This window comes from Pseudothermotoga thermarum DSM 5069, assembly GCF_000217815.1.
Taxonomy (GTDB): Bacteria; Thermotogota; Thermotogae; order Thermotogales; family DSM-5069; genus Pseudothermotoga; species Pseudothermotoga thermarum.
Genome location: NC_015707.1, coordinates 459109 through 471470, shown reverse-complemented (window position 1 = coordinate 471470; position 12362 = coordinate 459109). Strand labels below are relative to the sequence as shown.

The 12362-nt window shown below is 41.0% G+C and carries 13 protein-coding genes; 10 read left to right on the top strand and 3 right to left on the bottom strand.

The genetic code is table 11. The features are described 5' to 3' along the window. Nucleotides 1–23 precede the first annotated feature (23 nt). Nucleotides 24–1400, bottom strand: coding sequence for an MATE family efflux transporter (locus THETH_RS02395; RefSeq protein ID WP_013931790.1), 1377 nt, complete (start codon nt 1398–1400; stop codon nt 24–26). 110 nt (nt 1401–1510) lie between these two features. On the opposite strand from THETH_RS02395, the gene THETH_RS02390 reads away from it, so the two are divergent. From THETH_RS02390 to THETH_RS02365, 6 genes are all read left to right on the top strand, one after another. Further along, a complete protein-coding gene (locus THETH_RS02390; protein ID WP_013931789.1) occupies nt 1511–1945 on the top strand; it encodes a hypothetical protein in 435 nt (144 codons plus the stop codon). A gap of 64 nt (nt 1946–2009) precedes the next feature. After that, on the top strand, nt 2010–2654 hold the full coding sequence (locus THETH_RS02385; RefSeq protein ID WP_013931788.1) for a DDE-type integrase/transposase/recombinase: 645 nt from the start codon (nt 2010–2012) through the stop codon (nt 2652–2654). A 419-nt stretch (nt 2655–3073) separates the two neighbouring features. Further along, a complete protein-coding gene (locus THETH_RS02380; RefSeq protein WP_013931787.1) occupies nt 3074–4606 on the top strand; it encodes an ABC transporter substrate-binding protein in 1533 nt (510 codons plus the stop codon). A gap of 8 nt (nt 4607–4614) precedes the next feature. Then, nucleotides 4615–5577: an ABC transporter permease gene (locus THETH_RS02375; RefSeq protein WP_013931786.1), complete on the top strand. Its 963-nt coding sequence runs from the start codon at nt 4615–4617 to the stop codon at nt 5575–5577. Next, nucleotides 5574–6434, top strand: coding sequence for an ABC transporter permease (locus THETH_RS02370; RefSeq protein WP_013931785.1), 861 nt, complete (start codon nt 5574–5576; stop codon nt 6432–6434). The genes THETH_RS02375 and THETH_RS02370 overlap by 4 nt, the downstream gene beginning before the upstream one ends. Nucleotides 6435–6436: 2 nt before the next feature. Further along, the gene (locus THETH_RS02365) at nt 6437–7129 is read left to right on the top strand and encodes a pyridoxamine 5'-phosphate oxidase family protein (protein WP_013931784.1); all 693 of its coding nucleotides are present in this window, start codon (nt 6437–6439) and stop codon (nt 7127–7129) included. 49 nt (nt 7130–7178) lie between these two features. Here the strand turns inward: THETH_RS02365 and THETH_RS02360 are convergent, their stop codons facing one another. Further along, nucleotides 7179–8168 carry a hypothetical protein gene (locus THETH_RS02360; protein ID WP_013931783.1) on the bottom strand — a complete coding sequence of 330 codons (990 nt, stop codon included), beginning with the start codon at nt 8166–8168 and terminating at the stop codon, nt 7179–7181. After that, nucleotides 8165–9064, bottom strand: a complete 900-nt coding sequence (gene rbsK, locus THETH_RS02355; RefSeq protein WP_013931782.1) for a ribokinase — start codon at nt 9062–9064, stop codon at nt 8165–8167. Before rbsK ends, THETH_RS02360 begins: the two co-directional genes overlap by 4 nt. A gap of 97 nt (nt 9065–9161) precedes the next feature. Between rbsK and THETH_RS02350 the strand changes: the two genes are divergently transcribed. The 4 genes from THETH_RS02350 to THETH_RS10820 are packed head-to-tail and all read left to right on the top strand — an operon-like array spanning nt 9162 to nt 12356. Continuing rightward, a complete protein-coding gene (locus THETH_RS02350; protein ID WP_041446359.1) occupies nt 9162–10946 on the top strand; it encodes an LVIVD repeat-containing protein in 1785 nt (594 codons plus the stop codon). Between the two features lie 10 nt (nt 10947–10956). Next, entirely contained in the window at nt 10957–11682 is a 726-nt protein-coding gene (locus tag THETH_RS02345) for an SPL family radical SAM protein (protein ID WP_013931780.1), read from the top strand. A gap of 32 nt (nt 11683–11714) precedes the next feature. Continuing rightward, nucleotides 11715–11996, top strand: coding sequence for a hypothetical protein (locus THETH_RS10825; protein WP_052295958.1), 282 nt, complete (start codon nt 11715–11717; stop codon nt 11994–11996). 15 nt (nt 11997–12011) lie between these two features. After that, nucleotides 12012–12356, top strand: a complete 345-nt coding sequence (locus THETH_RS10820; protein ID WP_052295957.1) for a potassium channel family protein — start codon at nt 12012–12014, stop codon at nt 12354–12356. Nucleotides 12357–12362: the final 6 nt, after the last annotated feature.

Genomic DNA, 12362 nt, shown 5'->3' with positions numbered 1-12362 from the left:
CAAGTACTACCGATTTAAGTACTTTATACCGCAGATTGAAAAGCTTTCATGAGATTTTTCACGACATTCCTTCCCCAAACAAAAGTTATGGCTGAACCAATCGCGTTACCACAGACTATTCCAAACCAAACCCCAACAAGTCCAAGATCAAGAGCGAATGCAAAAAGCCAGCAAAAGATGACTTGCATCACAACTGTTCTGAGGATTGTTACAACCAAACTTTTTCCAGCTTGACCCACCCCTTGAAACACAGAAGATGTGAACATCCCAAATGGAATGCCAGGCAAAAACAAGCTCAAAACTCTCATTGACAAGACTAGGTCGTTGAAGATCAGAGAACCTTCCTTGGTGTAAGTAAACAACAATGCAAGCTGCGGTGCAAACAGAACGATCAAAACCAAGACCCCCACGCCAATTAGTTCCCCAAATTTTATCGAAAATAAGTGTGCCTCGTTCAATTTCTGCCCGTCCTTTGCGCCATAAGCGGCCCCAACGACTGATGTAACTGCCGATGCAATTCCTATAAGTGGAATCCTTGCAAAATCTATCAGTCGCCAAGCAGCGGTGAAAACAGCCATTCCAAAATCTCCCGCAACCTTTACCACAAAAACGTTCAGCACAAAGTTGACAATCGACATCGTAAGTTGTGCAAGTGATGAAGGTATACCTATCCTCAAAATTTCACCAACAATCTTACCGTTGTATTTGAAATTTCTGAAAGATATTGTTACGAATGTTCTTTTCTTCAAGAACATCCAGTAGATTATCAAAAGGCTTGAAGAAAATATGGATAAAACGGTTGCCAAAGCGGCTCCGGCTACACCAAGTTTTAAAATGTATATGAAGATTGGATCAAGCCCGATATTTAAAACTGAACCAAACGTTATCGCATACATGACTCTTTTTGTGTCACCTTCGCCACGAAGAATTCCATTCGCGACATTGTTGAACATAAGCAAAATAGTTCCAGAAAGCACAATCCTTGCGTAAGCTACCGAAAGTTTGTAAACTTCTGTGCTCAAGTTGAGAATCTTGAGAATGTTTCCTATCAGCAAAAGAAAAACAACAGTCATTGTAACACCAAGAATCAACGCAAACAAAAGTGAATGTGTGGCAGCTTCATCGGCTTTTGGTTTATCCCTCCTTCCAATCTGCTGAGATATAACTGCACTTGCACCTACCGATATACCTGTGGCAATGGAAACTATGACCATAAAAATCGGGAAAAATACGCCTATTGAAGCAAGCGCCGAAGGTCCAAGCCCCGCCACCCAGATGCTGTCAACCAAGTTGTAAAGGGCTTGGACAAACATTGCCGTCATCATTGGTAAAGAAAGCTTTATCAAGGCCTTCTTTGGATCTCCAAGAAGCAGCTGGACTCCTTTTGTAACTTGTTCCATTCGCAATGCTAACCTCCCAAAAAGATTCTACCAACTTCGTACAAATTTTAGTTTTAACTTTTTTCTAATAACTTGGGTTTTATAATGAATCATCTTGCTTATAAGAGGTGATGAGCAAGAAAAAGTTAATATTCGTTGCAGTTCTTGCACTGAGCGGCCTTCTGCTTGCACAAGTTCAACCGCTTAAGCCAGCTGTCAACATACCGTTCACTCCACAGCTTTTGACGACAATCAAGGAACAAGATGTCATCGGTCAATACGGTTCTGTGTGGAAAATCTACTGGGACGGTTGGGAAGGCACGTTGGTTTTGTTCAGAGGAGGAAAAGGCTACATCGAAGATTCTGACCGCAACAGGTACGATTTGACCTACGTGATACTTAAAAATCCTCAGGATAACATCATGGGGATGACAGGACCTGGGTATACTGGTAAAAACAGCAATCTTGGTCATCGAATAGTATTTCTTGTTGATTTTGCAAGAACACCAAACGATACTAAAGACGATCAAAGGTTCGACGGCTATGTATTGGAGGTGTCAACTTAAGCCGGGAAATACGATAAAATAAACGGGAACCAACTCTTCTCACCGAAAGGAGGTTCCCGTAAAGATGAAAGTTACAACAACAAATATCACCGAGTACCTATACCAAATTATACCAAACCTTTTTCAAAGACAAAGAGTTCCACATGAGGCGAAAGTATCTGCATTGGTTTTGTACTTTTATGGACTTGCATTAAGGAAGGCAGCAGCCATAATTGGAGTCAGTCATGAAGCCTTGAGGAAATGGTGGGCAAGAATGAAAGAAGAGATATTTGCTGAGAAGATAGAAGGCAATGCAGTAGTAGCTGTAGACGAGATGAAGGTGAACATAAACGGTTACTGCTGGTATGTATGGATAGCGTTTGAGGTTAAGAGGAAGAAAGTGATCTATGCGTTGGTCAGCAAAACGCGAGAGAAGGACAAAGCGAGCTTGGTGATGAAGATGGTGAAGAAGAGAGTGACAGGTAAGTTGAGGATAATAACGGACAAAGGGCCATGGTACTGGGAAGCGAGCGAAGAGAATATGGGATATTGGGAACACGAGCATGAGAGGTTTGGGGAGAGGAGTCTTGTTGAGAGCGTGATAGGGATAACGAGGTACAGGCTGAGGCGTTTCAACAGGAACAAGTTATGGTACAAGAGGAGGGATGAGGACATAGTGAAGTGGCTATTTCCATTTCTTCTATTAGTGCAGTTTTCCTTCTTAAGTTGACAGGTCCATGTATTTACTCAACCTATTGTGCAAAAACAATATAACAAAAGAGCTATAGCGGGCATCACTTGGTGGGATGAAATACCGTTTGGTTTCTATGCCACTTACTGGTACGACGTTCCAGGTTAAACTACGAAGGACGGTTAAAAAGCGGCAGGTAAATCCTGCCGCTTTTTGTTTGGATAATAGGTGTCTATTCTTCGACTACAACTGTTTTTGACTTTTTCAAAACGTTTGCCTTGAAGAATGTGGAGTGGAGAGGAAAGAAGGGTTATCAAAGTTTAAATGTCATTTGATCCTTTGTATTTTTCCGCCACATATGTTGAACTAATTCAAGAAAAATTGTATTCAATTTCTTGCGGTAAAACTTTCAAGGCGATACAATATAGTCAAGCACATCTTTCAAGGGGGGTGTTCTAATGAAAAAGTTGATGCTCGTTTCGTTACTCGTCCTTGCAGCTATCTCGTTTAGTGCATACTTGAATGTTGCAGTTCTCGGGGACGTTCGTACGATGAATCCATTCTTGGTTAAGTCTTCAACTGAAAGGATCGTAGTTGGATATCTCTACGAGACTCTTCTGACCCAACGTGAAGGTAACTTAACTGGACGACTTGCAGAAAGCTGGGAAGTGGATATGGACGACAACAGCATAACGTTGAAACTCGCACAGCGAAAATTCCACGATGGTACACCTGTTACCGCCGATGACGTTGTTTTCTCGTTCAACTACATCCTTCAGAAAAGACTTCCTCTTGGTCCGATTCTTGCTTTCTTCACGGGGGCAGAAAAGGTTGATGAAAGGACCGTAAAGCTGAGGTTCAGAACAATGAACATTTCCATGTTCTCCTTTGCCCCGGTGGCAATACCGATAATACCGAAGGCAATATGGGAACAGATAGAAAAACCACTGGAATTTCCGAATACCACCAACCCTATTGGCTCGGGTATCCTAAAGTTTTCAAGTATGACTCTTCAGAGTGTAACTTTGGATTCAAATCGTGATCATCCTGAAGCTCCAAAACATATAGAAGGAATAATTTTCCACAATGTGCAGGACGAGACCATGGGATTTTTGGGGCTTGCCAAAGGCGATTACGATTATCTTTACTGGGATTTAGATCCGATGATCGTAAGGCAAATTCTCGGTGATTCGAAGAAGTATCCTGATGTCAAGATAGCAAGAACTCAGGGAAACAGCGTATACGTTCTTTTGTTCAATCACAGAAAAGAACCTATGAACGATGTTAACTTCAGAAAGGCAATTCAAGCGGCAATTGACTATAACTCAATAATCAACCGCGTGTTTATGGGTTTTGCTGAACCGGCTTCACTTGGAGTAATACCGCCAAAGGCAAGAGCGGTTTTTGACAGTGAAGTTGGCACTGTGTCTCAAAATCTGTCAAAAGCTACCGAGTTAATTTCAAAAGTAAAATACGACAAGAAAACGTTAAGACTACTTGTTAGCACAGATAAGCAGGCAAACGAAATTGGCGAATACATTAAACAGTCCCTGAAGAACATAGGTATCAACGTTGAGCTTGACGTTCAAGGACCTGAAGGGTTAACGACAAAGCTTAAGAAAGCCGACTTCGATATGGCTTTGACTGCATATGCACTGGGAACCAATCCAGAGATGATTTACTATCATCTTCATTCTTCAAGAGGACTCATTCAAAATGGACAGGTCGTCGGTTTCAACTATGGCGGTGTCAACATAGCTGAGCTGGATCAATTGTTGGATTCAATCTGGATGGCTTTCACAGATCAAGAGAGAGTTGAAGCCTTTAAGAAACTGCAGAGCTTTCTCAAAGAAGTTGTTCCAGTTGTTCCAATATGCATTCCATCGAATCTTGAGGCTTATTCCACCAAGAATTTCGATGGATGGGTTGTTTCCGAATTTGAAGGAGTTATGAACAGCCAAACGTTGATAAACCTCAAGCCAAAGAGGTGAGAGATTAGTTGAGCCTGTCCTACTTTGTGTGTAGAATGATATTGACCTTTATAACCATTTTTCTTGCGATAACTGTTAGCTTTATTCTCATCAGAGCTCTGCCGGGAAATCCGGCAGAGCGTTTCTACGGAGATCCAAGGATACCGGAAGAAGTAAAGCAAGAAATCAAAGCTGCCTTTGGATTGGACAAACCTGTGATCATTCAGTACTTGATGTTTCTGAAAGAGGCGATCAAAGGAAACTTAGGCATATCGTACACCTACAACCGTCCGGTTGTCTCGGTTGTTCTCGAAAGGCTTCCGTGGACTTTGACTCTGACCGCGGTTCCAACGATTTTGAGCATGCTTGCGTCGCTCTGGATAGGTGTTTACATAGGTTGCAACAGAGGAAAGTTTGCCGACAGACTGACAAGGTATTTCGCATTCGCTCTTCATTCGGTACCTACGTTCTGGTTTGCCTTGTTGCTAGTGATGCTGCTATCTTATTATCTGGGCATCTTTCCTCTTCAGGGCATGTTTGATCCAAGAACTACTGGACTGCAAAAGTTTTTAAGTCTTCTTCACCATGCAGCGTTACCTTGGTTAACTCTGTTCACAATTAGCGTTCCTGGTTTTGCAATCTATGTGAGAAACATGGTCGTGACAGTTCTGAAGGAAGATTTCATACAAACAGCTAAGGCTAAAGGGTTGAAAGAATCGCAGATAAGAAGAAGACATATCTTGAGAGTGGTGATTGGCCCCTTGTTCTCAATGCTTACGCTTCGCATAGCCGGTATGATTGGCGGAGCTGTTCTCATCGAAACTGTGTTCTCCTGGAAAGGCATGGGACTTTTGGTTCTTGAAGCATCGAGAAATTCAGATTATCCACTTCTTCAGGCAACTGTCATCATCACGATAATTACAACGATTCTTGCAAACTTTTTTGCAGATTTGCTTCAAGCCACTTTTGATCCAAGGGTGAGATTTGAATGAAGAAGAAGAAAAAGAGATTTTTCCATCAAATCTTTCGTTCTTTTGAGGCAAAGGTTGGTATAGGCATTCTGAGTGTGTTTACAATTTTCGCGATTTTTGCTCCATTCATCGCTCCATACAATCCTTACGATATTACACAGAGAGGCTTTCCCTTGACAGCTCCTTGCAAAGAACATCTTCTCGGCACAGATGGTTTTGGAGTAGATATTCTAAGTCAGATTATCTACGGTGCACGCGTGTCGCTCAGCATCGGTGCGATGACGGCAGTCGGTGTAACAATCTTAGGTGCTTTGGTTGGTGCCCTCGCGGCTGGTTTTGGCAGAAGCATCGATATGATCTTGATGAGAATTGTCGATTTTGTGATGGTTCTTCCTGGCTTACCCATAATGATAATGATCCTGACTTACGTTGGAAGCAGCTTCTTTGTTCTTGCTTTTATCATGGTGATCTTCGGTTGGGCTGGTATCTCAAGGGTTGTGAGAGCTGTGATGCTCGCCGAGAAAAGACGAGGTTACGTTGAATCGGCAAAGGTAAGTGGAGCTTCAAGATGGTACATAATATTCAAGCATTTGCTTCCGTCAGCTTATCCTGTTTTGTTTGTCAACGCTTCTTTCACCGCTGCTGGTTCTATCCTTGCAGAGGCTGGTCTCGCATTCCTTGGTTTTGGAGATCCAAAACTGGTTTCCTGGGGCAAGATGCTCAATTTTGCAAGAACTTACAATGCGATACTACTTGGCGCTTGGTGGTGGATCGTCTTTCCAGGTCTTGCCGTGTTTCTAACGGCTTTCTCGATAATGTCGATAGGAATAGCTGCTGAGAAAATTTTCAACCCAAGGTTGATGGAAAGGGAGGAATGAAGATGATCAAGTTTGAGAATGGAAAGCTTATTTTCGAGGTTGACGGACAAGTTCTCCAGTACGAGCCAAAACAGCTTGACAACACGTTCTTCAACTGGCAGCTGAACACCAGGTTGAAGAGCCTTAAAATATTCGTCGGAGAAGAAAAAGGCGTGCCGAACTTTTCTCCTCACACCGTAGTTATGTCAACTAAGAATGTTGCAGGAGATTTTGAGATCAACTCTTGTATCAAAGGACTTGGATTGGTTCCGAAATCACATCTTCTTGAACCACTTGCAGAAAGGGCAATTGAATTGATAGAAAAAGCAAGACAAGTAGGCGTTAACGAAACTTTCAGAGAAAGAGTGCAATTTCTGATAGATCTTTACAGCAATCCAGATAATTTCGATAGAAGATTTCTTTCAAGTATAGAGATGTACTACAAAAAAACCTATGAAAACATTCTAAAAGATCCAAGGGCAACTCTTTTGTTTTACGATCAAATGAGTGGTTACAGCGTTATGTTCAATGTGGTTGCAGAGCTTGTTGAAAACAATGATCCTTTCTACAAGTACGTCGTGGCGGTACACGATCTTTTCCACGTACCGAAAAGTCCCTCCGTCAAGCTCGAAAGGTACAAGTACGCCTACAGGTTCTGGCTGATAGAATGCTACGATAAAACACCAGGACCGAATGCAAGTTCAAAGATTTTTTAGAGCCGTTAAAAACCAAGAGCCGCAATCGTGATTTTGCGGCTCTTTCATCTCACTTGTTCTGAGACACTATACTCAAAATCTCTTCCCAAGTTTTGTCTGGATCCTCTGGAGCAATATGGCTCATGTGCTTGCAAGCATACACTCCCCAGAAAAGAACGTGTTGTATGCCAAAAGACTTGATGATTTGAAAACCTTCCTTCAGTTCCTCTTCCCTACCTTTCGGGACTCTAAAACCTTGTATCCAGATATGGCGGGCTTTGTTGTATTTTTCGGAAAGTTCTTTGATTCTTTTTGATGTCTCGCTGACAAAAGGTTCCATAGGCAGGTTGAAAGCCATCCAGTATGGATCGGTACCTATATCGTCAATTGTCTCAAGCTTTGCCAAACTTTCGAAGTCTTTTATTCCAAACAAATCCGTCTCCTTTGGCAAGAAACAGATGACGTTCTTCAAGCCTTTCTCTTTTGCATATGAACTCATTTCGGCGAAAAACTGAAAGGCTGTTTCATGGCGAAAATCTGACACATCTTGGTTATAAACTTCGGGCATCTCATAATTGTATTTGCTTTTGAAAGCTTCTTTACACTTTTCGCATCTGCAAGTCCATTCAGTTGGAAAATTGCTGTATGGGTAAGGTATATAAAAGTGAGGTTCATCCCAAAATATTGCATCAAATCCTGCTTCCTTAACTGCGTCTATCCACCGTTTCATGTAGTCTTTGAACTTTTCTGAACGGAAGCAGACAGAACCTTTCCTTTTCCCATCGTTTCCAACTTGAGCTTCGTCCATGTTCCTTTGAAGAAACCCGCTGAAAGCTTCTCCTCCGAAGATCCCACCCCAACCCCAGGGATCTGCCCAGATTTCGAAACCAAGATCTTTGCTGATTTGAGCTATCTGTTTCATCGTTTCTCTGTAAAACTGAAAATCGTTTTCACTGTAGGTATGAACAATCGTTTGAAAACCAGCGGCTTTTAGATTGAGCAAATCTTCCTTTACATACCACGGCATCCTGTTTCCGAAATAACTTATACCGAATTTCATGATATACCTCCTTTTGCCAAAAAATCCATCACTTCTTGATGTGTTGGTATGGAACTTTGAGCGCCCATCCTTGTGACGCTGATTGCAGCTGCAGCCGAAGCGTAAATAAGTGCTCTTTTCACATCTTTACTGCGCTCAAATTCTGCAGCGAAAGCCCCATTGAAAACATCTCCTGCTGCCGTTGTGTCCACAGCCTGAACTTTAAAGGCTGGTATTTCAAACCGTCCAAGTTCACCGACCAACAAACAACCTTTTTCACCAAGTTTTAAAAGAACATTTTTACAGCCAAGTTCAAGAAGCTTTTCCACAATCTTCTCTTTTTCTTTTTCACCGGTTAAAATTTGTCCTTCCACCTCGTTCGGTGTGACTATATCGACGTATCGAAAAATACCTTTGTCCACACCATGAGCAGGAGCTGGATCAAAAATCACGGTTTTACCATTTTCCTTGAAAAGTTTAGCAGCGTGATAGGTTGTTTCAAAAGGAATTTCATTTTGCAAAAGCAAAATACCACATCTCAAAAGCTCTTCGGTATGTTGAAAAAGAACGTCCGGTGTAAGCAGACCGTAAGATCCAGGATAGATTATTATCCTGTTTCTTCCATCAACTGTGAGTTCTATCAAAGCAAAACCATTGGTTGCATCGACAATTTGAATCCCTTCTTTCAAACCAACTTCTAAAAGTTTCTCTCTGACGAACTGGCCATTTGAATCGTTACCAGTACAGGTTAGAAAGTAGACATCAGCACCCATTTTTTTGCAAGTCACTGCTTGGTTGGCACCTTTTCCTCCGCTGAACCGTTCAAAAGAAAGGCAAACTTGGGTTTCTCCAGGCTTCGTAAAATCTTTTACTTTGACAACAAGATCCACATTTGCGCTTCCAACGATTGCTATCAATTTACCACCTCCTTGTTGAATTTTAACATTGATTTTTGCTAGAATGAAAATAGTTTTTGCTCTAAAAATACTTCCAAACGCCGTGGGGGTGTGTAGCTTGAAGAAGCTAGCCATTTTGGTGGCTTTAAGTGTGCTACTGCTCAACGGTTGTTTTTTGATCCTTGATACTTCCACCACAAGTACTCTTGTGATAAGATTTGTTTTTCCACACATCAAAGCAATTCCATCTGAGGAACCAGTCAGCGGTATCTTGACCTTGACAAAACTCTCTAGGAAAGTCGAAAGGTATTTTGAACTTGATAAAGGTGAAATCGTAGTACAAGGTGTTGAAGAAGGATTGTGGAATATTTCGATAAAGTTGATGGATAAGAATGGTTTTGTAATCTATCAGGGAACTGATCAAGCAACCATCAAGAAAAACCAAGTTTCTGAAGTTACCATAGTTTTATCTCTTACACCTGGAGATCTTTCTTTAGAAGTTCAAACCACTTCCAATTTGATGAATGAAGTTGAGATTCTTTTAGAGTGCGGTGAATCTTCCTTCTCAAACAAAAAAGTTTTGACAAATGGTTCGGCGACTTTTGAATTTTCAAATTTGAAGAGCGCCGTTTGGAATTTGTCGTTGAATTTGCTATCGGAAGGTGAAACAGCCTTAACAAAAGGTCCTTATGGTTTGGAGATACAACCTGGTAGGGTCAACCGGTTCAAAGTTTTGATAGATGATTTTGGAGGTGTAACAATCGAAGCAATAGTTGAAAAGCTTCCAACAGTATCGGACGTCGAGGCTTTTAACTTGGATGAGGGGATAAAGATAAGCTGGAAAACCGTCACTGGTGCTGCCTGCTATGATGTTTACAGAAAAGAAGGGGATCTTTGGCTGAAGTTGAACAAAGATCCTATCACCGAATGCGAACATATAGATGTAAACGTTGTTGAAGGTGAAAGTTACACATACGTCGTTAATGCCAAAACTTCGACAGGCCTTCACAGCGGTTTTTCCGAGCCTGTGACGATAGTTAGAGACACGAAAAGAGTTTTTGTACTTACAAAGGAAAGAAAGATCTACAGATTGAAATACGACAAAAACGGAATGTTGGATACAGATGGCTCAACGTCCATCTCCACTGATCCATTGTCGGTGAGAAAAATCGGTAGCCTTGGTAATTATTTGTTTGTTGTTCTATCTGGACAACCAAAAATAATGATTGAAAAATACGACTCAACAACTTTGAGTAAATTTTCTGAATATTATTCGATAAATGAAGATTCAATCTGCAACAACGCCTTTTTTGTCGATCAATTTGTGTTCGTTCAATCTTCCTCAAGAATTTACAAATTAAACTTGAACTCTGGCAGTTATATTCGCAAAGATTTAACAGGCATCAAAAGCATTAGTGCTGCGGAAAATATCTACGTGTTGACCAATAACAACGAACTGTTGGTTTTATCCGTCGACGATTTAGATCAAATTTGTGAACCAACCAATTTGGACGGTCCTTCCTACATCTTTGCTTCGCTTTCATATGTTTTTGTGTGCAAAAGCCGCCAGTGGATAAAAATCTACAACTGGAATGGTTCTGCGCTGGACTATGTTGGAGAAGTTGCATATTCATCAACTGATGTTGCCTCAATAATCACCGATGGACGTTATGCGTACATAGCAGGCTACGATAAAAAATTAAGCGTGCTCGATCTTGAGAATTTCAAATGGATAAGCAATTTGGACATGAGTGGAAAAATTTACGCTATGACAATTTTTGATGAAAAACTTCTTGTTGCCACGGGTGACAAACTTATAATCTACGATATTTCAAATGGAAACCTGACCTTCAAGCAGGAATTGACTTTCAACGCCGATTGTCTTTTGGTATGCTTTGATTGAGTGGTGAAAGTTGATATACGAAACAACTTGTAAACAGGCTTTTAGCAAAACCAAGATTCCAATAGCCCAGTACGTTGTAAATCCGTACGTTGGTTGTTCTCATGCCTGTAGATATTGTTATGCTCAATTCATCGGTCCTTTCAAGCAAACTGGTGGAAGATGGGGAAAAGATGTGTGGGTTAAGATTAATCTTCCACAAATTTTGGAAAAAGATCTTCCAAAAGCTTTTGGAAGATTCTTTTTATCGAGTATTTGCGATCCCTATCAACATGCTGAAAAAAAGTATGGAATAACAAGAAAGGTTCTTGAAATACTGAAATTACACTGGCGCAATGTTAGAATAATGACTAAATCCACGTTGATTTTGAGAGATCTAGATCTTTTGAAAGATGCAGAGGTTGTCATCACGATCACGACGGATTCAGATCAAGTTAGAAGAATCCTTGAACCTGGCGCAAGTTCGATCGAAGAAAGGATAAAAGCGGTTGAGATTTTAAAACAACACGACATAAAAGTTGGAGTTTTCGTTGGGCCAGTCTTGCCCATGAACGCCAAAAGATTGGCAGAAAAACTCGCAAAACTTGTTGATACTGTAACACTTGATAAACTCAACTATCCATGGCTTGTGAAAGATGTGTATAAAAAGATGGGATGGGAAGAGTGGTTGAAAGAAGAAAAGTTTTTTGAGGTTTTAGATGAATTTCAAAAAGTTTTTGGTGAAAACGCAATATTTTGATTTTGCTGGTTTAACACACCGAGGTGATTTTTATGAAGAAAACCATTAAAGAGCGTGTTTATGAAATAGTTGAAGCTGTTTCGATTGACAATCAGGACATGATCTTTCTTGATGCATTTGACAAATTCATGATAACCTTGATAAGCTTAAACACCTTGGCTGTGATACTTGAAACTGTGGAAAGCCTGCGAAACAGGCATTTTTTCCTTTTCCGCTGGTTTGAAGTCTTCTCCATGATCGTGTTCACGGCTGAATATGTTCTAAGACTTTGGAGCTGTACAGTTGATGAAAAATACAACAGGTCTGTGGTTTGAAGAATTTTTAGAATTTTGAAGCTGGGAAGATATTCAGAAGCACTTCAAACTATAGGTAAATCGATGTATTGCATCGAAAATGCAGCTCAGCCTGATACTTTCTCAAGCATACCGGCAGCCATGTGGTGGGCTATAGTCACACTCACAACCGTTGGTTACGGGGATGTGTATCCTGTCACGCTTTTTGGCCGTTTTCTTGCAGCGGTAATTGCCCTGCTTGGAATAGGTTTGTTCTCTTTGCCGGCTGGAATACTTGCGGCAGGATTTGTTGAAGAGCTTAGAAGGAAAAAGAAATCCAGGGAAGGTATTATTTGCCCACACTGTGGAAAGAAAATCGATTATCCGCCGAACAAAGATTAAAACTTT

Bases quoted from the DNA above. Each gene is read 5' to 3' on its own strand.
- THETH_RS02395 (WP_013931790.1), bottom strand. From the start codon at position 1,400: ATGGAACAAGTTACAAAAGGAGTCCAGCTGCTTCTTGGAGATCCAAAG.
- THETH_RS10825 (WP_052295958.1), top strand. From the start codon at position 11,715: ATGAAGAAAACCATTAAAGAGCGTGTTTATGAAATAGTTGAAGCTGTT.
- THETH_RS02365 (WP_013931784.1), top strand. From the start codon at position 6,437: ATGATCAAGTTTGAGAATGGAAAGCTTATTTTCGAGGTTGACGGACAA.
- THETH_RS02390 (WP_013931789.1), top strand. From the start codon at position 1,511: ATGAGCAAGAAAAAGTTAATATTCGTTGCAGTTCTTGCACTGAGCGGC.
- THETH_RS02360 (WP_013931783.1), bottom strand. From the start codon at position 8,168: ATGAAATTCGGTATAAGTTATTTCGGAAACAGGATGCCGTGGTATGTA.
- THETH_RS02370 (WP_013931785.1), top strand. From the start codon at position 5,574: ATGAAGAAGAAGAAAAAGAGATTTTTCCATCAAATCTTTCGTTCTTTT.
- THETH_RS02385 (WP_013931788.1), top strand. From the start codon at position 2,010: ATGAAAGTTACAACAACAAATATCACCGAGTACCTATACCAAATTATA.
- THETH_RS02380 (WP_013931787.1), top strand. From the start codon at position 3,074: ATGAAAAAGTTGATGCTCGTTTCGTTACTCGTCCTTGCAGCTATCTCG.